Annotated in this window: 21 protein-coding genes; 12 read left to right on the top strand and 9 right to left on the bottom strand. The window is 61.8% G+C overall.

Annotated features, from left to right (window positions below; genetic code table 11):
• Positions 1-17 precede the first annotated feature (17 nt).
• Genes BSG20_RS11850 through BSG20_RS11840 form a run of 3 tightly spaced genes read left to right on the top strand, consistent with a single transcriptional unit; the run spans position 18 to position 2966 of the window.
• Positions 18-1166 carry a Re/Si-specific NAD(P)(+) transhydrogenase subunit alpha gene (locus BSG20_RS11850; RefSeq protein WP_072375303.1) on the top strand — a complete coding sequence of 383 codons (1149 nt, stop codon included), beginning with the start codon at positions 18-20 and terminating at the stop codon, positions 1164-1166.
• Complete coding sequence (locus BSG20_RS11845) at positions 1166-1564, top strand: proton-translocating transhydrogenase family protein (RefSeq protein ID WP_024315862.1); 399 nt, start codon at positions 1166-1168, stop codon at positions 1562-1564. Before BSG20_RS11850 ends, BSG20_RS11845 begins: the two co-directional genes overlap by 1 nt.
• 7 nt (positions 1565-1571) lie before the next feature.
• Positions 1572-2966 (top strand): NAD(P)(+) transhydrogenase (Re/Si-specific) subunit beta, encoded by a 1395-nt coding sequence (locus BSG20_RS11840; protein ID WP_072375300.1) that lies wholly within the window; start codon positions 1572-1574, stop codon positions 2964-2966.
• A 153-nt stretch (positions 2967-3119) separates the two neighbouring features.
• Here the strand turns inward: BSG20_RS11840 and BSG20_RS11835 are convergent, their stop codons facing one another.
• The 5 genes from BSG20_RS11835 to rpsU (BSG20_RS11815) form a co-directional block, all read right to left on the bottom strand.
• Positions 3120-3602 carry a DUF992 domain-containing protein gene (locus BSG20_RS11835; protein WP_072375297.1) on the bottom strand — a complete coding sequence of 161 codons (483 nt, stop codon included), beginning with the start codon at positions 3600-3602 and terminating at the stop codon, positions 3120-3122.
• 61 nt (positions 3603-3663) lie between these two features.
• Positions 3664-5322, bottom strand: coding sequence for a sensor histidine kinase (locus tag BSG20_RS11830; protein WP_072375294.1), 1659 nt, complete (start codon positions 5320-5322; stop codon positions 3664-3666).
• A gap of 222 nt (positions 5323-5544) precedes the next feature.
• Positions 5545-6609 (bottom strand): NAD(P)/FAD-dependent oxidoreductase, encoded by a 1065-nt coding sequence (locus tag BSG20_RS11825; protein WP_072375292.1) that lies wholly within the window; start codon positions 6607-6609, stop codon positions 5545-5547.
• A gap of 24 nt (positions 6610-6633) precedes the next feature.
• The gene (locus tag BSG20_RS11820; RefSeq protein ID WP_024315866.1) at positions 6634-7497 is read right to left on the bottom strand and encodes a tetratricopeptide repeat protein; all 864 of its coding nucleotides are present in this window, start codon (positions 7495-7497) and stop codon (positions 6634-6636) included.
• A gap of 136 nt (positions 7498-7633) precedes the next feature.
• Positions 7634-7846, bottom strand: coding sequence for a 30S ribosomal protein S21 (rpsU, locus tag BSG20_RS11815; protein ID WP_037119559.1), 213 nt, complete (start codon positions 7844-7846; stop codon positions 7634-7636).
• Between the two features lie 446 nt (positions 7847-8292).
• Between rpsU (BSG20_RS11815) and BSG20_RS11810 the strand changes: the two genes are divergently transcribed.
• The 9 genes from BSG20_RS11810 to BSG20_RS11765 all read left to right on the top strand — a co-directional run bounded on the left by BSG20_RS11810 (position 8293) and on the right by BSG20_RS11765 (position 17072).
• Positions 8293-8502, top strand: coding sequence for a cold-shock protein (locus tag BSG20_RS11810; protein WP_024315867.1), 210 nt, complete (start codon positions 8293-8295; stop codon positions 8500-8502).
• Positions 8503-8956: 454 nt separating this feature from the next.
• Positions 8957-9196, top strand: coding sequence for a 30S ribosomal protein S21 (gene rpsU / locus BSG20_RS11800; protein WP_007527643.1), 240 nt, complete (start codon positions 8957-8959; stop codon positions 9194-9196).
• Positions 9197-9241: 45 nt separating this feature from the next.
• The gene (locus BSG20_RS11795) at positions 9242-9469 is read left to right on the top strand and encodes a hypothetical protein (protein ID WP_072375286.1); all 228 of its coding nucleotides are present in this window, start codon (positions 9242-9244) and stop codon (positions 9467-9469) included.
• Between the two features lie 674 nt (positions 9470-10143).
• Entirely contained in the window at positions 10144-11397 is a 1254-nt protein-coding gene (locus BSG20_RS11790; protein ID WP_024315871.1) for a sarcosine oxidase subunit beta family protein, read from the top strand.
• Positions 11398-11409: 12 nt separating this feature from the next.
• Entirely contained in the window at positions 11410-11751 is a 342-nt protein-coding gene (locus tag BSG20_RS11785; RefSeq protein ID WP_072375283.1) for a sarcosine oxidase subunit delta, read from the top strand.
• Complete coding sequence (locus BSG20_RS11780) at positions 11748-14741, top strand: sarcosine oxidase subunit alpha (protein ID WP_072375280.1); 2994 nt, start codon at positions 11748-11750, stop codon at positions 14739-14741. The genes BSG20_RS11785 and BSG20_RS11780 overlap by 4 nt, the downstream gene beginning before the upstream one ends.
• On the top strand, positions 14734-15282 hold the full coding sequence (gene soxG, locus BSG20_RS11775; RefSeq protein ID WP_072375278.1) for a sarcosine oxidase subunit gamma family protein: 549 nt from the start codon (positions 14734-14736) through the stop codon (positions 15280-15282). The genes BSG20_RS11780 and soxG overlap by 8 nt, the downstream gene beginning before the upstream one ends.
• 154 nt (positions 15283-15436) lie before the next feature.
• Positions 15437-15832, top strand: coding sequence for a VOC family protein (locus BSG20_RS11770; protein ID WP_024315875.1), 396 nt, complete (start codon positions 15437-15439; stop codon positions 15830-15832).
• Between the two features lie 106 nt (positions 15833-15938).
• Positions 15939-17072, top strand: coding sequence for a zinc-dependent alcohol dehydrogenase family protein (locus BSG20_RS11765; RefSeq protein ID WP_072375275.1), 1134 nt, complete (start codon positions 15939-15941; stop codon positions 17070-17072).
• Here the strand turns inward: BSG20_RS11765 and BSG20_RS11760 are convergent.
• The 4 genes from BSG20_RS11760 to glgA all read right to left on the bottom strand — a co-directional run bounded on the left by BSG20_RS11760 (position 17069) and on the right by glgA (position 22698).
• Positions 17069-17554, bottom strand: coding sequence for a MaoC family dehydratase (locus tag BSG20_RS11760; protein WP_072375273.1), 486 nt, complete (start codon positions 17552-17554; stop codon positions 17069-17071). The genes BSG20_RS11765 and BSG20_RS11760 overlap by 4 nt on opposite strands.
• An 87-nt stretch (positions 17555-17641) precedes the next feature.
• The gene (gene glgX, locus BSG20_RS11755) at positions 17642-19609 is read right to left on the bottom strand and encodes a glycogen debranching protein GlgX (RefSeq protein WP_072375270.1); all 1968 of its coding nucleotides are present in this window, start codon (positions 19607-19609) and stop codon (positions 17642-17644) included.
• An 8-nt stretch (positions 19610-19617) separates the two neighbouring features.
• Positions 19618-21249, bottom strand: coding sequence for an alpha-D-glucose phosphate-specific phosphoglucomutase (locus BSG20_RS11750; protein WP_072375267.1), 1632 nt, complete (start codon positions 21247-21249; stop codon positions 19618-19620).
• A gap of 6 nt (positions 21250-21255) precedes the next feature.
• A complete protein-coding gene (gene glgA, locus BSG20_RS11745) occupies positions 21256-22698 on the bottom strand; it encodes a glycogen synthase GlgA (protein WP_072375264.1) in 1443 nt (480 codons plus the stop codon).
• Position 22699: the final 1 nt, after the last annotated feature.

Genomic DNA, 22699 nt, shown 5'->3' with positions numbered 1-22699 from the left:
CCCGGAGGAGGGGGCGGTTGGGCAACGTTGTTTTTGTGGCGAAGGAAATCACGGGGGATGAGACGCGTGTCGCTGCGTCCGTCGAAACCGTAAAGAAGATGATAGGGCTTGGGCTCGACGTCGTCGTCGAGGCGGGAGCGGGGGCAAAGTCGAAAATTCCGGATGCGGAGTTCGAAGCGGTCGGCGCGCGGATCGGTTCGGTGGGCGCTGCGGCGACAGCCGATGTCGTGCTAAAAGTCCGCCGCCCAACGGAACAAGATATCGGCGGCTACAAGAGCGGTGCGATCGTCATTGCGGTCATGGATCCCTACGGCAATGACGAGGCGCTCGCCGCCATGGCCAAGGCCGGGCTCTCCAGCTTCGCCATGGAGCTGATGCCGCGCATCACCCGCGCGCAGTCGATGGACGTTCTTTCCTCGCAGGCAAACCTCGCAGGCTACCAGGCCGTCATCGAAGCAGCGGCGGTTTATGACCGTGCCATGCCGATGATGATGACGGCAGCCGGCACCGTTCCGGCAGCCAAGGTGTTCGTCATGGGCGCAGGTGTTGCCGGGTTGCAGGCGATCGCCACGGCCCGCCGTCTCGGCGCCGCCGTTTCGGCGACCGACGTTCGTCCGGCGGCAAAGGAGCAGGTTGCGTCCTTGGGCGCGAAGTTCATCGCCGTCGAGGATGAAGAGTTCAAGGCGGCGGAGACCGCCGGCGGCTACGCCAAGGAGATGTCCAAGGAGTATCAGGCAAAGCAGGCAGCCCTCGTGGCTGAGCATATCGCCAAGCAGGACATCGTCATCACCACGGCCCTGATCCCCGGGCGCCCGGCACCGAAGCTCGTCTCGCGCGAAATGCTGAAGTCGATGAAGCCGGGTGCGGTTGCCGTCGACCTTGCCGTCGAGCGCGGCGGCAATATCGAGGGCGTCAAGCCCGGCAAGGTGGCCGACGTCGACGGCGTGCGCGTCATCGGCTTCCCGAATATGGCCGGCAGGATCGCTGCCAGTGCCTCCCAGCTCTACGCCAAGAACCTCGTCACCTTCCTTGAGACCATGGTCAACAAGGAAACGAAGACGATCGCCCTCAATCTCGAGGACGAACTAATCAAGGCGACGATGCTGACGCATGCGGGCAATGTCGTGCATCCGGCATTTGGCGGTGCGAAGAAGGGGGACAACTGATGGCTGGTGAAGCAATGGACAAGGCGCTGGAGCAGCTGAATCAGGCCGTGAATGCCGTGGCGGCCGCTGCCGCGCATGCGCCCGAGGCGGCAAGTGCTGCAACCGGCGGCGCGATCGATCCCTTCGTGTTCCAGTTCGCGATCTTCGTGCTGGCGATCTTTGTCGGCTACTACGTCGTCTGGTCGGTAACGCCGGCGTTGCACACGCCGCTGATGGCCGTCACCAACGCGATCTCCTCGGTCATCGTCGTCGGCGCGCTTCTGGCGGTCGGCATCTCGACCAGCGGGCTTGCGACCGGCTTCGGCTTCATCGCTCTCGTCCTCGTCTCCGTGAACATCTTTGGCGGCTTCCTTGTCACCCAGCGCATGCTGGCGATGTACAAGAAGAAGGACAAGTGAGGAGCGCATGACCAGTATCGCAGCCTTCCTCTACCTCGTCTCCGGTGTGCTCTTCATCCTGGCATTGCGCGGCCTTTCCCACCCGGCCAGCAGCCGCAAGGGCAATCTCTACGGCATGATCGGTATGGGAATCGCCATCCTCACTACGCTGACGCTGGCAACGCCCTCGTTCGGTGGCCTGGTGCTGATCATCCTCGGTCTTGCCATCGGCGGCGGTGCGGGCGCCTATATCGCCCGCGTGATCCCGATGACCTCGATGCCGCAACTTGTTGCCGGTTTCCACTCTCTGGTCGGCCTTGCGGCCGTGCTGGTGGCGGCCTCGGCGCTCTACACGCCGTCTTCCTTCGGCATCGGCAATATCGGCGAGATCCACACCGAGGCGCGGATCGAAATGGCGCTTGGCGTCGCCATCGGTGCGCTGACCTTCACCGGCTCGATCATCGCCTTCCTGAAGCTTGACGGGCGCATGTCGGGCAAGCCGATCATGCTGCCCTTCCGGCATCTGATCAACATTGCCCTTTTGGTGTTGATCGTGCTGTTCATCGTCGGCCTCGCCGCAACGGAAAGCCATTTCGATTTCTGGGCTGTCGTCGCCCTGTCGCTGGCGCTCGGCGTCCTGCTGATCGTGCCGATCGGCGGCGCCGACATGCCGGTGGTCGTGTCGATGCTGAACTCCTATTCGGGATGGGCGGCGGCCGGCATCGGCTTCACGCTCGGCAACCTGGCGCTGATCATCACCGGTGCGCTCGTCGGCTCATCCGGTGCGATCCTGTCCTACATCATGTGCAAGGGCATGAACCGCTCGTTCATCTCGGTCATTCTCGGAGGCTTCGGCGGCGAGACGGTGGCGGGCAGCGCGGACAATTCGGACAAGACCGTCAAGCTCGGTTCGGCAGAGGATGCAGCCTATCTGATGGCGAACGCCTCGAAGGTCATTATCGTGCCAGGCTACGGCATGGCGGTGGCGCAGGCGCAGCATGCACTTCGCGAAATGGTCGACAATCTGAAGAAGAACGGTGTCGAGGTAAAATACGCGATCCATCCGGTCGCCGGCCGCATGCCGGGTCACATGAACGTGCTGCTTGCCGAAGCGAACGTGCCCTACGATGAGGTTTTCGAGCTCGAGGACATCAATTCGGAATTCGCGCAGGCCGATGTCGCCTATGTCATCGGCGCCAATGACGTCACCAATCCGGCGGCGCGCGACGACAAGACCTCGCCAATCTACGGCATGCCAATCCTCGACGTCGACAAGGCGAAGACCTGCCTCTTCGTGAAGCGTTCGCTCGGCTCCGGCTATGCCGGCATCGACAATACGCTGTTTTACAAGGACGGCACGATGATGCTGCTCGGCGATGCCAAGAAGGTCACCGAAGAAATCAACAAGGCGATCAATCACTGAGGCGTCGCCAGATTGCTTGATATTCCCGGGCCGTTCGATGGGTCAATCGCATCATCGCTACGCTGATGATGATTTTCGGCCTGACGGATCATTCCGCCTGATAGGGAAAGGAGAGAGGCAACTCGCCCCTCTCCTCCTCGGCGCTACCTGCAATCAGGTGGCAGCCGGCGCCAGCGTCAGTTTCTCCACGCCGAGCGCGAGGTTCAGGCCTTCCTGAGCCTGCACGTTCAGTGGCTGGAGCATGAAGGATTGGTTTGTACCGCCGGCGATAACCTTGGCTCCCGCACCCGCGCCGAAGCTCGCATCGGCGCCTATGCCGTAATACTCACCGGCCAGCGCGTATTCTGGAATATCGGTTCCGGTCTTGGCCAGGACCTGCCATATCATGACAGTCTTGCCCGTCTGGCCGACATCCAGTCCGAATTTCTGGATTGTTCCGGCATAGACGACCTTCGGGCCTCCTTGCGCCGGCGTGTAGGTGCAGAGTAGGTTCTTCCGCGAGGTGACGATCAGTCCCTGACCGCCCTGTGATCCGCAGACGAGCTGACCGAGCGTGATGTAATTTGCGGCACTTGCCGGGTTTGCGATGGCGGCTACCGCGGCCGCCGCCGCGGCAATCATCGTTTCCCTGAACATGGTCTTCTCCTTTTCGAGTAGCCTGTCCGAAACGAACGTTCAGCGGGATTGTTCCCGTGACCTATGCGCGCTCCAAGGTGCGGCGAGGGGCCGTCAACGACCAATAAAAGCCTTCCGGCCGGAAGTCGATTTCGACGGTGCCACCAAAAGCGGCGGCGGCGTGGTTCTTGATGATGGTCGTACCAAAGCCTGAGTTCTCTGGCGGGTGGGCGGGCGGACCGTCACGCTCCTCCCAGGTGAAACGAAGCATGGGTTCGCTCCGCTCTTTGTCTCGCACGTCCTGCCAGCTCAGCAGAACACGGCCGTGCGGCACGGAAAGGGCACCGTATTTCACCGAGTTCGTTGCCAGCTCATGCAGAACGAGGCCGAGGTTTTGCACCACCTCGGGCCTCAGCGTGAAATCCTTCCCCGCTATATCGACCTGCTCGGCAGCTTGTGGAAAGCTCTTGAAGTGGATGTCGATCACCCGCCGCAGCGATGCGCCCGCCCATTGCTCGCTGGTGAGCAGATCGATCGAGCGGGAGAGGCCCTCGAGGCGATCGGCAACCGCTGCCTGGTATGCCTCGACGCTGTCGGCGCGCTTGGCGACCTGGCGCATCATCGCCTGTACCAGGGTCAGCAGGTTCTTGGTGCGGTGCACCAGCTCGTTCATCACGAAATGCAGGCGATCTTCGGTCTGGCTCCGGTCGAAAGATGCGTTGGAGAGCGCGACCGCAACCTGGTTGGCTTCGATGACGCTGGTCTCGATCGGCGCCACGATGTGGCCTTCGCCCATGCGAATGGCCATGTCGGCGATCGAGCGGATTGTCGTGCGGACCTGGCGCGCCACCACATAGGCAGCCAGAATTGCGAGAAGCATCAGCGCCAAGCCACCTATGACCAGAAAGCGCCATGTCGTCAGGATAGAAGCCTGCGCCGTGGCGACTGGCCCCCATATCACAGCCTTCCAGGACCAGCCCGGAATCTGCGCATAGCCCAGCATTGCCTTCGGCAGGACCTGTCTATCCTCGTAGACCCCGCTGGAATCGACCAGTGAGGGTAGAATGCTCGGATTGAAAGGTTGGCCGAAGCCGATATTCGTGGCGCCGGCGGAGGCGACCATGTGGCCGCTCTGATCGATGACAGCTGCAGACCAATCGTTCGGCAGGCCTTCAGTCGTGACAAGCTTCGCAAGGTCCCTGGCGTTCTGCGTTATGATCAGCGCCCTGACCTTGCCCGCCTGCAGTGGCATGGTAACGTTGTAGACGAATTCACCGCTCGTTCGCCCCATGAACACATCCGAGGCTTCGATTCGGCCCGACTTGATGGCCGCTTCGACAGCCGGCAGGTTCCCCGCCTTCCCGAGGAGCTCGCCGTAGTTCCGGCGGGTGTTCAGGAGCTGCTGGCCGCTCTCGTCGACGGCAATGACATAAAGCGTATCTGCCCGCAGAGATGTTTCAGTGCGGGCGTGGAACGACGCGAAGTCGTTGCTCTCCAATTCCGGCGAGTTCGAGAGCAGCCTTAAAGTTGTAGCCATGTCCTGAAGCTGGCGATCGATGGACCGGGCGAGTGCGGTGGCATCCTGGGCTGTTTCCCGCTTCAGAATCGAGCGCTGGTTGTCTTCGAGTTGCGCCAGCAGAAGTGCCACGAGAGTGAAAATCGGCAAGGCCGTGGCAACTGCCATCGCGATCAGGTAAGTCCCGATCGACGCCTTCGGAAAGAAGCGTAAGCGGCCTCTCATGAGCGTGTACTTCGCTGGGTAACGCAGCCGAAACCGCCGGTGCGCCCGCCGCTTACAGGCATGAAAGCAAAAAACTGGACCACTGCAATTGCCTTCAACGCGCCCCCGGCTCTCCTGATAGCCTGCTATCGAAACCACGACATGTTAGGGACAGGTGTTGCTGCTTGCAACACACTAAAACATGTCGTCCGGCAATTCGCAAATTTTTGTTCGACCGTGGTGTCAGCCGAATCTTCCGAGGCGGAAGGACGTGAGAGATGGATCTGCATCGCCCGAAAGAATCTCGTTAGACGCGAGTAGACCGACAAGCGGCGCGAGTGTCACCCCGGAGTGCATCACGGCAATATAAAGGCCGTTCTGGCCGCAATTGCCGATGATCGGGAAGCCGTCCTTGGGTGTCGGACGGTAGCCGACGGTGAAGAACTCCATGCTCAGCCGGTCGCTCTCCGTCAGGCTTTCCTTCATCTTCGCAAAGAGTAGCGCGGCAGTGGCGTGCTGGTCGGCGCCGGGATCGGTGCCGCCGAAATCCGAGCCCGCGATGATGCGGCCGTCGGCCGTTTGGCGCATATGCAGATCGGCTGCCATGACCAGGCCGTTCAGCCGCCTTTCGAAAGGACGCGAGTGAACGATCAGCCCGGGCGGCGCTTCCAAGGGGAGTGTGACGCCGACAGCGGCGGCAAGCGGCGTGCTGCCGGCGCCGGCAGCCAGGACAATGTGATCGGCCTCGATAATGCCTGCCGATGAGACGACGCCGGCAATCCGATCGCCGCTGCGAATAAGGCCGTCGACAGCGGCGTTGACGAATTTCGCGCCCCTGGTTTCCGCGTCGGCAAGCAGCAGCCGCGCGGCTGCGGCCGGCTCGACCGCACCTTCCTCCGAGACCGACAGCGCGAAATCGGGAACATGTGCCAGGTAAGGCTCGCGCGCTGCAATTGCTGCGCTGTCGAGCCGTTCAATGTCATAGCCCCACGAATGGTGCTCGACGGCAAACGCCTCAAGCCGATCGGGTGGCAGATCCCAGCAGATGCCGCCGCACCAGGAAAGCGGCAGTCCGGGGAGCTCGCGGGCCAAGCGCTTCCATTCGGTCATGGAACGGCGGCGAAAGTGAAAATAGAATTCCGGGTTGCCCCAGCTCGCATTGATCCAGGCAAAGGAATTGGGTGTGGCCACACCGCCTGTGTCCTCGGCTACCACGGTAACGGCGGCGCCGTCACGCGTCAGGTGCCAGGCGATCGAGGCACCGACAATGCCGGAGCCGACGACGACCACATGCTGTTTCGCTGCCATCGTCGGTCTCCTGCCTGTAATGCCTTAGCCAGTTGTCGCAGCGCCCACGCGAGCAAGACCGTCCTTTGCCGGCTGGTACTTCGCATCCAGGCCGATCGCGTGACGGTAGGAACGCGCAGCCTTGTCCTTTTCGCCGCGGCGCTCATAGACCAGCGCCTGGTTGGCCCAGGATTCGGCAATGTTGCCGTTGAGCTCGATCGCGTGGTTGAAGTCGGCAAACGCGTTGTCGTCGTCGTTCAGCGCGATGTAGGAGATGCCGCGGCCGTTATAGGGTTCCGGCGCGTTCGGCGAAAGCGAGATCGCCTTCGAGAAGTCGTCGATCGCCTTGTCCTGCTGATTGCGCTTCTGATAGATCAGACCGCGATTGTGATAGGCGCGGCCATCGGTCGTGCCGTTCTGGATCGCCTTGTCGAAGTCGTTGAAGGCGGCATCGTCCTGACCGGCGGCGCGGTAGACGTTGCCGCGGCCGATCAGCGCCACGTCGTAGTTCGGATTGATCTGCAGGGCGGTGTTGTAGTCCTGAATCGCCTGCTGTTGCTGGCCCATGTTGCGGTAGACCAGCGCGCGGTTGGCGTAGGCCTGATAGAAACGCGGGTTGAGCTGCAGCGCCGTATTGAAGTCGTTTAACCCCTGGCGAAAGTCGCCGCCACGGCCATAAGCGGAGCCACGGACGTTGTAGCCTTCCGGATCCTTCGGATTGGCATTGATGACAGATGTCAGCGAGGCGATGTTTTCCTGTGAACCCTGCGCTTTGTCGATGCGAATGACAGCATCGGACGTGTTGCTTGTCGTGCAGCCAGCAAGGCCTAGCGCGGTGACGATTGCGAAAACCGGTAGAACAGCGATTTTCGGCGAACGCAAAGAGCGGGTCTTGGTGATGTCAGCCATGCGGGCTCGTTTTCCCCCGGTGCAGCCGGTCCGTTTCAAGGACGGGCAAGCTTTAGCAGCAAATTAAAAAGGCGGTGGCGAATAGATCGCCCCCGCCAACATGCATCTGAAAACGTCGAAATAACGACAGCTACGCTTAGCGTGCGACGATACCTTCGCGCTGGGCCCGCTTGCGAGCCAGCTTGCGAACACGACGAACGGCTTCGGCCTTTTCGCGAGCGCGCTTCTGCGACGGCTTTTCGTAGTAGTCGCGCATCTTCATTTCGCGGAAAATACCTTCGCGCTGCATCTTCTTCTTGAGAGCGCGGAGAGCCTGATCGACATTGTTATCGCGGACAAGTACCTGCACGAGAATCACGTTCCTTTGGTTTGGTTGGTCCCGGCGTCGGCAAGGCGCCAGAGGCAAAAAATATACGGTTCGCGCGGCCGGAGCCTTGCGATTGAGGTTGCGGATAGCAGAATGGCGGGTGGAAGTCCATATGCTCTCGCGGTTCTTGCCGTAAAAAACCGTGTCTTGTCCCTCTCGGCGCCGGTTTGTTGAGCCCTCAAAAGGCTGCCATTCAGCATAACCGGGTATCCCTGAAGCACCGCCGATCAGCGTTGCGCGATCCGCCCGAACCCAAATAGCCTGCTTCTTTCCCTTGTTTATTCCGCCGTTTGCGATATATGTAGGCCATCGACTGTTGGTTGTGACCTTTGTCAAAGAGCGCGAAGCTCCGTCAGATTTCCTCTCAAAATCGATCTTAGCCTTGTGAATAAACGCATGGCAGTAACGACTATTGAAAGGAGATCGTTATGAATTCAGGTACCGTTAAGTGGTTCAACAGCACCAAGGGCTTCGGCTTCATTCAGCCGGACGACGGCAGCACGGACGTTTTCGTTCACATTTCTGCCGTTGAACGCGCTGGCTTGGGCAATCTGTCCGACGGCCAGAAGATCAGCTATGATCTCGTTCGCGACAAGAAGTCCGGCAAGAATTCTGCTGACAACCTGCGCGTAGCTTAATTCTCATTCGGCCCGGCTGACCACGGATGTACTGGCAGCTGAGAGCTGATGGCGAAGGTCGGGGTTAAACCCGGCCTTTTATGCTTTTGACGATCAAGACAGTTCGGTGAACCAAATGGCACGAATTCCAACATACGCTGTCGGCGACAGTATCGTTCTGAAAGACGGTTTCGTCCGTACCGAAGAGGCGAGCAGGACTTGTATAATCGCGGCGATTCTCCCGTCTGACGGCAGTCGCCCGCAGTATCGGGTTCGATTCGACACCGAAAACTTCGATCGGCGGATTCTTGAGAGCGATATCGACGTGAACCAGTCGGCATCCCCGACGCCGAGAGTTGACGCCGCTGCGGATATCCGGGGCGGATCCTGGTTGAAAACTTCAAGCATCAGGGTGCGGAAGTAGTTTCCACTCTGACCAACCGGCAAACGAGTTTGCCGCATGAAAGGAAAGATTTTGCAGGTTCTCGTTCGAGACAACAATGTCGACCAGGCGCTCCGCGTCCTGAAGAAGAAGATGCAGCGTGAAGGTCTGTTCCGCGAGTTCAAGGCGCGCAGCGCTTATGAAAAGCCGTCCGAGAAGCGTGTCCGCGAAAAGGCCGAGGCGGTTCGCCGTCAGCGCAAGCTTGCACGCAAGAAGCTTCAGCGTGAAGGTCTCCTTCCGGCTCCGAAGAAGGCAGTCCGTCCGGCCCGCTGAACTGCCATCTGGCAGACTCCTTCTAGATAGAGAGAGAGAGAGCAGATGACTTCAAAAGACGAACTCTTCAATCCGGCTAAGCTCTCACCGCGCGACAAGGCGGCCGTCACCGACACGACGGCGAGGGCAATCGTTACGGCAGAAGCCGCCGCTCGCGAAAAGAAGACGGAAAAGCTGAGGGCGCTGCGCATGCAGCAGGAGGCCGATGCACCACCGGCCGCCGCCCCTGTCAAGAAGCGACGGACTGCGCGCAAGTCGGCTTCGTCCTCCTGAACAGCCCCCGCGCCTAGTGCGCGAGGGCTTTTTATTTGTTTGATGGAAAAGAGCCTGCCTAGGCTTTCAGTGGCCATGTTTGACCGGACTGGTCGAGGCAGGCCCGTGGAAGCATCACTGCGCCGTGATCTGTTGGAGCCCGGGCCCATTTCTACGGCGGGCGGGTTCCATTTCCCTGTCAGGGCTTCTGCTTTCGGCCGGTAAAGACGGCATCGACGCCGACCGCTGCCGCTTCCTCCTTTGTTAGAGCGTCCTCCCAATGACCCCACAGCAGGCTCCGCATGCCGTGTCGGTCTGTTCCAATTGATGCCAAGTCGGACGTATCTTCCTATATGCGTGCCGACGTCTGGCTTATGAATGTTGCCACTGCTGCCCACGCTTGACCCTCAGCGCGCAAAGAGCGCTCGCGGAGCGCGTGGACTATGCGCTCAAAAATTGTAAGTGCACACATGCTGAAATACGAGGGATGGCGCGGCCGGAAGCCGCGACAGGCCGGTCCGACGTTTTTCGCCGGTGTTTGCTCTGCTTCGAATAGAACACCCGATCTCATTCATTCTTGCTGTGTGTCAAAACAAAAGCCGCTTCGCGTCGCAAAAGAAACGTTGTGCCGCTTTTGGATTTGCGATTTGTATGGCCGACGAGAAGGGACCTTTCCCCGAAGGAGATGAAGGCGGATGCGCAGATACTCGGTTTTTGCCGTGGCACGGGAGGCCCTGAGAGGCCACAAGGGCTGGGACAAGCAATGGGCTTCGCCCGAGCCGCGCGCCGAATACGACGTCATCATCATCGGCGGTGGCGGACATGGCCTGGGTGCGGCTTATTATCTCGCCAAGGAGCACGGCATCACCAATGTCGCAGTGCTCGAAAAGGGCTGGCTCGGCGGCGGTAATACGGGTCGCAACACGACCATCATCCGCTCGAACTATCTCTATGAAGAGAGCATGCACATCTACGAGCATTCGATGAAGCTCTGGGAAAACCTGTCGCAGGATCTCAACTACAATGTGATGTATTCGCCGCGCGGCGTGATGATGCTGTCGCACAATGTGCACGACCAGCAATCCTTCAAGCGGCATATCCATGCCAACCGCCTCTACGGCATCGACAACGAGTGGCTGACGCCGGAGCAGGCCAAGGCCTATTGTCCGCCGCTCGATATCTCCGCCAGCGCCCGCTATCCGATCAACGGCGCTGCGCTGCAGCGCCGCGGCGGCACGGCGCGTCATGATGCGGTTGCCTGGGGCTATGCCCGTGCCGCCTCCGATCGCGGCGTCCACATCATCCAGAACTGCGAAGTGACCGGCATCCGCCGCAGCCCGGACGGGCGCGTCACCGGCGTCGAGACGAGTCGCGGCTTCATCGGCGCCAAGAAGGTCGGCGTTTCGGCGGCCGGCCACACCACGACGGTCATGAAGATGGCAGACGTGCGCGTGCCGCTGCAATCGAGCCCGCTGCAGGCGCTGGTCTCAGAACCGCTGAAGCCGATCTTCCCCTGCGTGGTCATGTCGAACACGGTACATGCCTATATCTCGCAGTCCGACAAGGGCGAGCTCGTCATCGGCGCCGGCACCGATCAGTACAATTCCTACAGCCAGACCGGCGGGTTGCAGATCATCACCCATACGCTCGATGCCATCTGCGAGCTGTTCCCGATGTTCCGCCGTGTCAAGATGATGCGCCAGTGGGGTGGTATCGTCGACAACACGCCGGACCGTTCGGCGATCCAGTCAAAGACGCCGGTTCCGGGGCTCTACGTCAACTGCGGCTGGGGAACTGGCGGCTTCAAGGCGACCCCAGGCTCGGCCAATCTCTTCGCGCATCTGATCGCTCGCGACGAGGTGCACAAATTCAATGCTGGCCTGACGCTGGACCGTTTCCGCACCGGCCGTCTGATCGACGAAGCCGCCGCTGCTGCCGTCGCGCACTGACACGAGGACATCATGCTTCTTATCTACTGCCCATACTGTCAGGAAGAGCGCTCCGAGCTCGAATTTCGCGGCGCCGGCGATGCTCACATCGCCCGCCCCGCCGACATCGCCTCGATCTCCGACGAGGCGTTCGAGGAATATTTCTTCCTGCGCGACAACCCGAAGGGCCTGATCTTCGAACGCTGGCGTCACCAGCATGGATGCGGCCGTTTCTTCAACGCGGCGCGTGACACGATCAGCGACAAGTTCATCAGGACCTACAAGGCAGGCGAGCCGAAGCCGGAGATCGGCGCAGCCGCCGTTCCGCATGCTCCCGTCGAGACCTACGAAGCGCTCGAAGGAGAGGCACAATGAGCGGCACGAACCGTATTGCAGGCAAGGGTCGCCTGACGCCTGCCAGAACCGCCCGCTTCACCTTCGACGGCAAGAGCTACACGGCGCTGGAAGGCGATACCGTCGCCTCGGCGCTGATCGCCAACAACATCCATCTTGTCGGCCGCTCATTCAAGTATCATCGCCCACGCGGCATCCTGTCTGCCGGTGCCGAAGAGCCGAACGCGCTGATCGACGTTGCGCGCGATAGCGCCCGCAAGCAGCCGAACGTGCGTGCTACGGTGCAGGAAGTCTTCGACGGCATGATCGTCGAATCGCAGAACCGCTTCCCGTCGCTTTCCTTCGATATCGGCGGCATCAACAACCTGATGTCGCCCTTCTTCGCGGCCGGCTTCTACTACAAGACCTTCATGTGGCCGAAGGCGGCATGGAAGCATGTCTACGAACCGATGATCCGCCGTGCCGCCGGTCTCGGCGTCGCCCCGAAGGAAGCGGATCCTGATCACTATGCCAGCCGCTATGCGCATTGCGACGTGCTGGTGGTGGGTGCCGGCGTTGCCGGTCTTTCAGCCGCCCTTGCTGCGGCTCATGCCGGTGCCAAGGTCATTCTGTGCGACGAGCAGGCGGAGGTCGGCGGTGCGCTGCGTTACGACAGCGGCGTCAAGATCGACGGTCTCGACGGCTATGAGTGGGCGCAGAAGACGGTTGCCAGCCTGAAGGCGATGGACAATGTGCAGGTTCTCACCCGCACCACCGCCTTCGGCTACTACAACCACAACTTCGTCGGTCTCGCCGAACGCGTCACCGACCATGTCGCAAACCCGGGCCGCCACCTGCCGCGCGAGCGTCTGTGGCAGCTGCGCGCCAAGCGCGTCATCCTCGCCAACGGCGCGATCGAGCGCCACATGGTATTCCCGAACAACGATCGTCCGGGCATCATGCTGGCCTCGGCCGCGCGCATGTATCTCAATCAGTACGGCGTTGCTGTCGGCCAGAAGCTCGGCGTCTACACCGCGCACGACTCTGCCTACGAGGCTGCGTTCGACTTGAAGCGTGCCGGTGTCGAGATCGCCGCGATCGTCGATGTCAGGCAGGCGCCGGGTGGCGAGGTTCTTGCCCAAGCCCGTTCGCTCGGCATCGACGTTCTCGCCGGCCAGTCCGTGGTCAACACCTCGGGCAAGCTGCGCATCTCCTCGATGACCGTTGCCCGCAACGGCGGCGGCTCGCCGCGCAAAATCGCGGTCGATGCGCTCTTGGTGTCTGCCGGCTGGACGCCATCGGTGCATCTGTTCTCGCAGTCGCGCGGCAAGGTGGCCTTCGAACCGGAAACCCAGCGTTTCCTGCCCGGCACCTATGCACAGGATTGCCTCTCCGTCGGCGCCTGCAACGGCACCGACGATTTGCAGCAGACGATCGAAGAGTCGCTTGCCGCCGGCGAGCTGATGGCGCAGGCCGCAGGCAAGTCCTCGGGTGGCAAGATCAGCCTGTCGTCGCAGCAGGCGCATCAGTGGACCGGCGGCATGATCGGCGCTGCCGAAGGTGCGGGCCCGGAGACCAGCGCCAAGGCGTTCATCGATTTCCAGCACGACGTCTGCGCCAAGGATATCCGCCTTGCCGTGCGAGAGGGCATGCACTCGATCGAGCATATCAAGCGCTTCACCACGAACGGCATGGCGTCGGATCAAGGCAAGCTCTCCAACATGCACGGCCTGGCGATCGCTGCCGAAATGCTCGGCAAGGAGATCCCGCAGGTCGGTCTCACGACGTTCCGCGCGCCCTATACGCCTGTCACCTATGGCACGCTGGTCGCCCATTCGCGCGGCGAGCTGTTCGACCCGACGCGCAAGACGCCGCTGCACGAGTGGGAACAAGCCCATGGCGCGGTGTTCGAGGATGTCGGCAACTGGAAGCGTGCGTGGTTTTATCCGCGTCCCGGCGAGACGATGCATCAGGCGGTTGCCCGCGAATGCAAGACGGCGCGCGATGTCGCCGGCGTGTTCGATGCCTCGACGCTCGGCAAGATCGAGATCGTCGGCCCGGACGCCGCCGCGTTCATGAACCTGATATACACCAATGCCTGGGATACGCTGAAGCCCGGCAAGTGCCGCTATGGCATCATGACCCGCGAAGACGGCTTCGTTTATGACGACGGCGTCGTCGGGCGTCTGGCCGACGATCGTTTTCACGTAACGACGACGACGGGCGGTGCGCCGCGCGTCCTCCACCACATGGAAGACTATCTGCAGACGGAATTCCCGCACCTCAAGGTGTGGCTGACCTCGGTGACGGAACAGTGGGCCGTCATCGCCGTGCAGGGTCCGAAGGCCCGTGAGATCATCGCGCCACTGGTGGAAGGCGTCGATATATCGAACGAAGCCTTCCCGCATATGAGCGTTGCCGAGTGCACGGTCATGGGTGTGCCGGCGCGTCTCTTCCGCGTGTCGTTCACCGGTGAAGTCGGCTTCGAGATCAACGTGCCGGCCGATTACGGTCAGTCGGTGCTGGAAGCGGTCTGGGCCAATGCCGAGCCGCTCGGCGCCTGCGTCTACGGCACCGAGACGATGCACGTTCTTCGTGCCGAGAAGGGCTACATCATCGTCGGTCAGGACACGGACGGAACCGTGACGCCCGACGATGCCGGTCTTTCCTGGGCCGTCTCCAAAAAGAAGACGGATTTCGTCGGCATTCGCGGGCTGAAGCGGCCGGATCTGGTGAAGGAAGGCCGCAAGCAGCTGGTCGGTCTCGTCACCAAGGATCCGAAGCTCGTGCTCGAAGAGGGCGCGCAGATCGTCGCCAATCCGAACGAGCCAAAGCCGATGACGATGCTCGGCCACGTCACCTCGTCCTATTGGTCCGAAAATCTCGGCAAGTCGATCGCTTTCGCGCTGGTCGCAGGTGGCCGCGCACGGATGGGCGAGACGCTCTACGTGCCGATGCCTGACAAGACGATCGCCGTAGAGGTGACTGATTTGGTGTTCTTTGACAAGGAAGGAGGCCGCATCAATGGCTGATACGGCAGTTCGCAAGTCGGTGCTTTCTGGTCGTCATGGGGGCTCGGCCACAGTACGGCTGACGCCGGCGCCGGCGGCAAGCCGCGTGGCGCTTCGCGCCCCGGCGGAATCGCTCAAAGCACTTTCCTCCGCCCTTGCCGTCACGGTCCCGGCTGCGCCGAAGACCTCTGGCCGCAAGGGGGGGCGTGCCGCCCTTTGGCTCGGCCCGGATGAATGGCTTGTTATCGACGAGTCCGGCGCCGACCTGATGGGTGCGCTCGCCAAATCGAGCGCGCTGCATTCGGCCACCGACGTCTCGCATCGCAACGTTGCGATCATCGTCTCCGGCCCCGGGGCGGAGGCGACGATCGCGGCCGGCTGCCCCCAGGATCTGTCGCTCGAGATCTTCCCCGTAGGCGCCTGCTCGCGCACGCTGTTCGGAAAGGCCGAGATCGTGCTCTTCCGCACCGAGGACGATACATTCCGGGTGGAGTGCTGGCGTTCGTTTGCGGATTTCGTATTCGGCCTGCTGGCCGAGGGCGCGGAAGACGCAGCGCACTAAGCGCCACCAATTTGGAACTCCCGATCGGGGACGGTGCTATTGTGCCGTCCTCACGTGGCTTCGAGTTGCAAGGCCGCCGTCATTCGTGTCATCATCCACCATCGCGTGCGGCCCGTGTTGGAGCGTAGTCGCAACGGTTGCGGGGGTGTCTTCGATGATGCTGCATCACGTCTCTATCGTTGCCACGGATCTGGCCCGATCGGTCGCCTTCTATCGCAATGTCTTCGGTCTGGAGCAGATCGAGAGGCCGCCCTTCAGCACGGACGGGGCGTGGTTTGCCTGCGGGGCGCTGCAGGTCCACATCATCATCAATCCGGCCGGGACCTTCCGGCGTGCGGCGACCATAGACACGGCCGACGGGCATTTCGCGTTCCGCACCGATGATTTCGAGGGATGTATTCGAGGGCTGATCGCAAAGGGCTTTCGGGAGGATGCGCCTGATGGCGATCCGTGGCGGTTGCGGCTTAGGCGCAATGGGCCGGCAGGCTTTCCACAAGCTTATCTCCTCGATCCCGATCGCAACATCATCGAAATCAACGGTGCTCCATAGGGATATCGTGGACGAGCAGGCGACACCGCTGCACACCTTAAAGTCCTGTTGCGGTTGGACTCTGTGAGCCGCTCGTGTGCTTAAAGCCGTCCCCGGGGAGGAGCTCATGAAGATACGCGCCGCGGTTTTACGCCGATCTCCGGTCGAGCCGCCATTCCAGGCGAGCAGGCCGCTGTCTATCGAGGATCTTGAGCTTGCGTCGCCCGGCAATGATGAAATTCTCGTCCGCATTGGTGCAGCCGGGCTCTGCCATTCCGATCTCTCCGTCATCAATGGCGACCGGCCGCGGCCAATGCCGATGGCGCTTGGACATGAAGCGGCGGGCACGGTCGAGGCGGTCGGGCCAGGCATTCACGATCTGGCGCCTGATGATCATGTCGTGATGAGCTTCATGCCGAGCTGCGGCCACTGCCTGCCTTGCGCGGAGGGACGCCCGGCGCTGTGCATAGCCGGGGCTGATGCCAACCGAAAAGGCACGCTGCTATCGGGCGCTCGCCGATTGATGTGCGAGGAAGTGCCGATCCATCATCATCTCGGTGTTTCGGGTTTTGCCACCCACGCCGTGGTCTCGCGCCATTCGGCCATCCGCATCGATCCCGATATTCCTTTCACCCACGCCGCGCTGTTTGGCTGCGCCGTGTTGACGGGCGTTGGCGCCGTGGTGAATACCTGCCGCGCGCAGCCGGGGCAGACGGTCGCCGTTGTTGGCCTGGGAGGTGTCGGATTGGCTGCGGTGCTCGGCGCGGTGGCGTCCGGGGCCGAGCGGGTTGTCGCGGTTGACCTTGCGCGTGACAAGCTCGAGATTGCCCTTTCGCTCGGCGCTACCGATGCCTTTCTCGCTAGTGATCTCGACGTGGTGGAGCAGATCCGCGAGGCAACCAAAGGCGGCGTCGACCACGCGCTCGAGATGGCCGGTGCCGTCAAGGCCTTCGATCTTGCTTACCGCATCACACGGCGCGGCGGCACGACGGCAACGGCAGGGCTTGCCAATCCGTCCAGCCAGTTTGCGATCCCCGCCGTCAGCCTGGTGGCCGAGGAGCGGCGCGTGCTCGGCAGTTATCTCGGCAGTTGCGTGCCGAGCCGCGACGTTCCGCGCTTTATCGGGCTCTACAGACGCGGGCGGCTGCCGGTTGACCGTTTGCTGTCGTCGACCGGTCCGCTGGAGGGGATCAACGCGGCATTCGATCGGCTCCATGCCGGCCAGGTTATCCGGCACGTCATCGATTTCGAAGGCGCCTAGACGTTTTCCGGCCGGTCCTTGGGGTCGAATTGGATGATCGTGATCCACTTGGCGGTCAGCGCCGGCTTCTTCTCGTTCTCGATCTCGATCGAGACGTCATAGCTCGTCATCAGCATGCCAGCGCCGCGGAAGCGGGCTTCGGCGAGGACAAAGTGGCCGCGGATGCGCGCGCCCGTTTTGACCGGCGAGAGGAAACGGACGTTCTCGAAGCCGTAATTGATGCCCATGGTCTGCTCGCGGACCTTCGGCAGGCTGTTGTAGTTCATCGCCGAGAGCAGCGAGAGGGTAAGAAAGCCGTGAGCGATGGTGCCGCCGAAGGGACTCGATGCGGCGCGCTCCGCGTCGACATGGATGAACTGATGGTCGTTGGTCGCGTGCGCAAACGCATCGATCATGGCCTGATCGACGACAATCCAGTCCGAGAGGCCGGTTTCAGTACCGACCAGCCCACGCACATCCGCGAGCGAAATTTCCTTGACCATTGATTCCTCATGAGAAAGCGGCAGCGCAAGCCTTACAATGGGATTGTGACGATTGCGACAAGGAATTGCAGGCAGGAGCCCGGCAGATCAACTTTCGAGATAGAAAGCGACCGAGCGGCGCGGCACGATGGCCGAAGTCGCGGATTTCTTCGACGCGTCGGGGGCAAGAAGTCGCCATGGGGACGAACCGGGCAACGCAAAGATTTCCTCGCCGCCCGAGCGATTGAAAAGCACGGCCAGCCGTGTCGCCTTGCTGCTTTCAGCGTCGCGCGTCGAAAGTACCATTCCGAGCGTGGAAAAGTTCGGCGTTTCCCACTCCTGCACGCTCATCGGCTGGCCGCAGGGCGATATCCATTCGACATCGCCGTTGCCGTTGAGGAACCCCATCTCCGCGAAGGCGGAGAAGCGCTTGCGCAGGCCGGAGATGAATGCGGTATGGGCGATAAGATCGTCGTCGAGCGCTGCCCAGTCGACCCAGGTGATCTCGTTGTCCTGGCAATAGGCATTGTTGTTGCCGCGCTGGGTGCGGCCGGCTTCGTCGCCCGCCGTTAGCATGATGCTGCCACGGGTGGCAAAGAGCGTGGCGAGCAGCGCCTTCAGGTCGTCACGGCGCTTGCGAATGATATCGGGGTAGCGGGTTTCGCCCTCGACGCCGTTGTTCCAGGTGTGGTTCTCGTTGTGGCCGTCGCGGTTTTGCTCGCCGTTCGCCTCGTTGTGCTTGCCGCTGTAGGACACGACATCCCTCAGCGTAAAGCCGTCATGGGCGGCGAAGAAATTGACACTTCGCGTCCCTGTCCCTGCGTTTTTGGAGAAAATATCGGAGGAGCCGGCAAGGGCAGTCGCGAGCGGGCCGGTCTTGTAGTCGTCGCCGCGCCAGTAGCATCTGACATCGTCGCGCACGCGGTCGTTCCATTCGAGGAAGGGTGCCGGGAAATTGCCGAGTTGATAGCCGCCGGGGCCGATGTCCCAGGGTTCGGCGATCATCACGCGGTCGGCCAGCACATCATCGGCGAGCATCGCCGTCAACGTTTTGCCGTGTGCCTCGAAGCCGTTTGCGGAACGGCCAAGGACGGGGGCGAGGTCGAAGCGGAAACCATCGATCCCGGCGCCGAGCACAAAGTGGCGCAGGCTGTCGATGATCAGCTGCCTGATATAGGGATGATCGCAAGCGACGGTGTTGCCCGTTCCGGTATCGTTGACCAATTCGCCTGGCCGGCCGGGCAGATGGCGATAGAAGGAGAGATTGTCGAGGCCACGCAGCGACAGCGTTGTGCCGAAGCGGTCGCTCTCGCCGGTATGATTGAAGACGAGATCGAGGATGACGGCGATGCCTTCCGCATGGAGCTTCGCAACGGTATCGCGCAGTTGCGCCATGCCGCCAGGGACAAGCCGCGGATCCAGCGCCATGAAGGCAATGGGGTTGTAGCCCCAGCCGTTTCTCAGCCCGAGCGGCGGCAGGTGACGCTCGTCGATCCAGGCGGTGATCGGCATGAGCTCGATGGCATCGACGCCGATACGCTTCAGATGCGCGATCACCGAGGGATGCGCCAAAGCTGCGACCGTGCCGCGCTCGGCTTCGGGAATATCCGGATGCAGCATCGTGAAGGGCCGCACCGCGACCTCGTAGATGAAGCCGCCCGACCTGAAGAGGGGCTTTGCCGGCTTCCCGCTGATGTCGCGGGTGACGATCGCCTTCGGCACGAGATGCTGCGTCTCGGCGCCGAAGGTGCCGAGCAGAGGATCATGGTGGAAGGGGCGATCGAGTTCCTTTGCGTAGGGATCGACCAGCAGCTTCGACGGGTCGAACCAAAGGCCACTGTCGGGTGCATAGACGCCGCCGGCGCGGTAGCCGTAGCGCGCGCCTTCCTTCAATCCGTCGACGAAGAGGCGATGGACGTGGTCATCGCCGCGTTCCATCGGCAGGCGGGTGAGTTCCTTGTCGTCGTCGCCGAACAGACACAACTCGATCTGTCCGGCATTGTGCGACCAGACGGCGAAATCAACGCCGGTCTCAAAGATGGTGGCCCCGCCTTGCCCGGATTTGTTCGCCGCCATGCTGCTCGTCAGGTAATCACGGAGGGAGCGTCGCGGCCCGTGCGGCTGCGAATATCGGCGATAGTCTCGGCGGCAACGATAAGATCGGCGAGCGCCTGCTGCGTCTCGATGTTGTGACGACTCGAATCCGGCTCGTACCGCTCGACGTAGACGCGCAGAGTTGCCCCCGATGTTCCCGTACCAGAGAGACGGAAGACCACGCGCGAGCCGCCTTCGAACAGGATACGAATGCCTTGATGCTCGCTGACCGACTTGTCGACCGGGTCGTGATAGGCAAAGTCGTCGGCCTTCTCGACCTTCAGCGGGCCGAAGCTCTTGCCCGGCAGCGAACCAAGCTGGCTGCGCAGGTTTGCCATCAGGCCATTTGCTGCGTCCGTGTCCACGCCTTCGTAGTCGTGGCGCGAATAGTAGTTGCGGCCATAGGTCTGCCAGTGCTGGGTGACGATGTCCTGAACGCTTTCGCCGCGGACGGCCAGAATGTTTAGCCAGAGCAGAACCGCCCATAGGCCGTCTTTCTCGCGCACGTGGTTGGAGCCGGTACCGGCGCTTTCCTCGCCGCAGATCGTCGCCATCCCGGCATCGAGCAGGTTGCCGAAGAACTTCCAGCCGGTCGGCGTCTCGTACATGCCGATGCCACGGCGCTCGGCGACGCGGTCAGCCGCACCTGATGTCGGCATGGAGCGGGCGATGCCGGCGAGACCGCCCGAATAACCGGGCGCGAGATTGGCGTTGGCCGCCAGGATCGCAAGGCTATCGGACGGCGTCACGAAGATGCCGCGGCCGATGATGAGGTTGCGGTCGCCGTCGCCATCGGATGCTGCGCCGAAATCGGGCGCATCGTCGCCCATCATCTCGTCGTAGAGTTCCTTGCAGTGAACCGGGTTCGGGTCGGGATGGTGGCCACCGAAATCGGGCAGCGGCATGAAATTGCGAACCGAGCCGGACGGGGCGCCAAGGCGGTTTTCGAAGATTTCCTTGGCATAAGGGCCGGTGACAGCGCTCATCGCATCGAAGGCGATGCGGAAGCCAAGGCTGATGAGGTTGCGGATGGCGCCGAAATCGAAAAGCTCTTCCATCAGAGCCGTATAGTCTTCGACCGAATCGAGCACCGAGAGAATCATGCCGCCGGGCAATTCGTCCTTGCCGATGCGGTCGAGGTTCACATCAGGGAAATCGGCGATCTTGTAGGCATCGATCACCTTCGTGCGCGCATAGATCGCATCGGTGATTTTCTCCGGCGCCGGCCCGCCGTTGTTGATATTGTACTTGATGCCGAAATCTTCGGTCGGACCGCCAGGATTGTGGCTGGCCGACAGAATGATGCCGCCGAAGGCCTTGTATTTGCGGATGATGTGGGAGGCTGCCGGGGTCGACAGGATGCCGCCCTTGCCGACGATCACCTTGCCGAAGCCATTGGCGGCGGCCATCTTGATCGCCTTCTGGATGACTTCCCGGTTGTAGTAGCGTCCGTCGCCGCCGATGACGAGGCACTTGCCCTGGAACCCTTCCAGCGAATCGAAGATCGACTGGATGAAGTTCTCGGCATAGTTCGGCTGCTGGAATACGGGGACCTTCTTTCGCAGGCCCGACGTGCCCGGTTTCTGGTCCTGATAGGGCGTAGTGGATACGGATTTTATCATTTTCTCTCACTTGCCTTTGGGGGCGAGGCTTGAATAGAGGGCAGCGTAGCGCTCGGCGCTCTTTTCCCACGAGACATCCGATTTCATGCCCTGCTTTTGCAATTGGGTCCAGACTTTTTGATCGGCGTAAAGATGTAGCGCTCGGCGGATGGCTTGCAACAGACCCGATGCCGTCACAGGCGAGAATTGTATCCCGGTTGCCACTTTCGCTGCAAGAGCGGCATGATTGGCGTCGATGACGGTGTCGTTCAACCCGCCGGTGCGGGCGACGATCGGCACGCATCCGTAGCGCAGGCCGTAAAGCTGCGTCAGGCCGCAGGGCTCGAAGCGCGAGGGGATGATGATGGCGTCGGAGCCGGCCTGCATGAGGTGCGACATCGGCTCGTTGTAGCCGATGGAGACGCCGATCCGCCCGGGGTGGCGGGCGGCGGCGGCGAGCAGCGAACCTTCGAGCGCCGCGTCTCCCGAACCAAGAATGGCAAGCTTGCCGCCCATGTCGACGATCTGATCGGCGGTGGCGGCGATGACGTCCATGCCCTTCTGCCAGGTGAGGCGGCTGATGATGCAGAAGATCGGCGCGTTGTCGTTGTGAAGCCCGAAGAACTCGGCGATCGAGGTGCGGTTTTCGACGCGGCTCTTCAGCGTGGTACCGTTGTAATGCGTGTGGACAACGGGATCGGTCGACGGGTTCCAGACGTCGGTATCGATGCCATTGACGATGCCGTGGAGCGAATCGATTCGGCTTGTGATGACGCCCTGGAGGCCCATGCCGAACTCGGGGGTCAGGATTTCGCCGGCATAGGAAGGGCTGACGGTGGTGATGGCGTGGGCGGTCTGCAGGCCACCCTTCAGAAAGCCGATATTGCCGTAATATTCGATGCTTTCCGTTGCGAAGGCATGCGGCGGCAAGCGAAGGCCGGGGAAGACATCGGCGCCGAACTGGCCCTGGAAAGCGATGTTGTGGATTGTCAACACGCTCGGCAATTCCGGCGTTGGGTAATAGCGCATGTAGACCGAGGTCATCGCTGACTGCCAATCATGCGTATGCACGAGGTCGGGCCGCCAGCCCGGCATCAATCCTGCGGCAATCTCGGCGCCGGCCAGAGACAATGCTGCAAAGCGACGCCAGTTGTCGGGATAGTCCCTGCCGGTTGCATCGAGATAGGGACCGCCCGCGCGATCGTAGTAGGCGGGCGCATCGAGCACGAGGATATCGATCCCCTCGTGCTCCACTTCCAGGACCGTCGCAGGCTCGCCGAGCAGATCATCGAACTGAAGCCGGGCGACGGGCTTGCGGATCGCCTTCATGACGGCTGGATAGCCGGGCATGAGGGTCTTGGTTTCGACGCCGAAACGCTTGAGGGCGATCGGCAGGGCACCCGCCACGTCGGCAAGGCCCCCTGTCTTGACGAGCGGGAAGACCTCGGACGAAACCGACAGAACTTTCATT

This window comes from Rhizobium tibeticum (assembly GCF_900110205.1).
GTDB classification, from domain to species: domain Bacteria; phylum Pseudomonadota; class Alphaproteobacteria; order Rhizobiales; family Rhizobiaceae; genus Rhizobium; species Rhizobium tibeticum.
Note: the sequence above shows the minus strand (reverse complement) of the source record. Positions and strands in the feature narration are given on the sequence as shown.

Bases quoted from the DNA above. Each gene is read 5' to 3' on its own strand.
- BSG20_RS11770 (WP_024315875.1), top strand. From the start codon at position 15,437: ATGATGCTGCATCACGTCTCTATCGTTGCCACGGATCTGGCCCGATCG.
- BSG20_RS11845 (WP_024315862.1), top strand. From the start codon at position 1,166: ATGGCTGGTGAAGCAATGGACAAGGCGCTGGAGCAGCTGAATCAGGCC.
- glgX (WP_072375270.1), bottom strand. From the start codon at position 19,609: ATGGCGGCGAACAAATCCGGGCAAGGCGGGGCCACCATCTTTGAGACC.
- BSG20_RS11765 (WP_072375275.1), top strand. From the start codon at position 15,939: ATGAAGATACGCGCCGCGGTTTTACGCCGATCTCCGGTCGAGCCGCCA.
- BSG20_RS11840 (WP_072375300.1), top strand. From the start codon at position 1,572: ATGACCAGTATCGCAGCCTTCCTCTACCTCGTCTCCGGTGTGCTCTTC.
- BSG20_RS11835 (WP_072375297.1), bottom strand. From the start codon at position 3,602: ATGTTCAGGGAAACGATGATTGCCGCGGCGGCGGCCGCGGTAGCCGCC.
- soxG (WP_072375278.1), top strand. From the start codon at position 14,734: ATGGCTGATACGGCAGTTCGCAAGTCGGTGCTTTCTGGTCGTCATGGG.
- BSG20_RS11830 (WP_072375294.1), bottom strand. From the start codon at position 5,322: ATGAGAGGCCGCTTACGCTTCTTTCCGAAGGCGTCGATCGGGACTTAC.
- glgA (WP_072375264.1), bottom strand. From the start codon at position 22,698: ATGAAAGTTCTGTCGGTTTCGTCCGAGGTCTTCCCGCTCGTCAAGACA.
- BSG20_RS11820 (WP_024315866.1), bottom strand. From the start codon at position 7,497: ATGGCTGACATCACCAAGACCCGCTCTTTGCGTTCGCCGAAAATCGCT.
- BSG20_RS11785 (WP_072375283.1), top strand. From the start codon at position 11,410: ATGCTTCTTATCTACTGCCCATACTGTCAGGAAGAGCGCTCCGAGCTC.
- BSG20_RS11750 (WP_072375267.1), bottom strand. From the start codon at position 21,249: ATGATAAAATCCGTATCCACTACGCCCTATCAGGACCAGAAACCGGGC.
- BSG20_RS11760 (WP_072375273.1), bottom strand. From the start codon at position 17,554: ATGGTCAAGGAAATTTCGCTCGCGGATGTGCGTGGGCTGGTCGGTACT.
- BSG20_RS11795 (WP_072375286.1), top strand. From the start codon at position 9,242: ATGACTTCAAAAGACGAACTCTTCAATCCGGCTAAGCTCTCACCGCGC.
- BSG20_RS11810 (WP_024315867.1), top strand. From the start codon at position 8,293: ATGAATTCAGGTACCGTTAAGTGGTTCAACAGCACCAAGGGCTTCGGC.
- BSG20_RS11825 (WP_072375292.1), bottom strand. From the start codon at position 6,609: ATGGCAGCGAAACAGCATGTGGTCGTCGTCGGCTCCGGCATTGTCGGT.
- BSG20_RS11790 (WP_024315871.1), top strand. From the start codon at position 10,144: ATGCGCAGATACTCGGTTTTTGCCGTGGCACGGGAGGCCCTGAGAGGC.
- BSG20_RS11780 (WP_072375280.1), top strand. From the start codon at position 11,748: ATGAGCGGCACGAACCGTATTGCAGGCAAGGGTCGCCTGACGCCTGCC.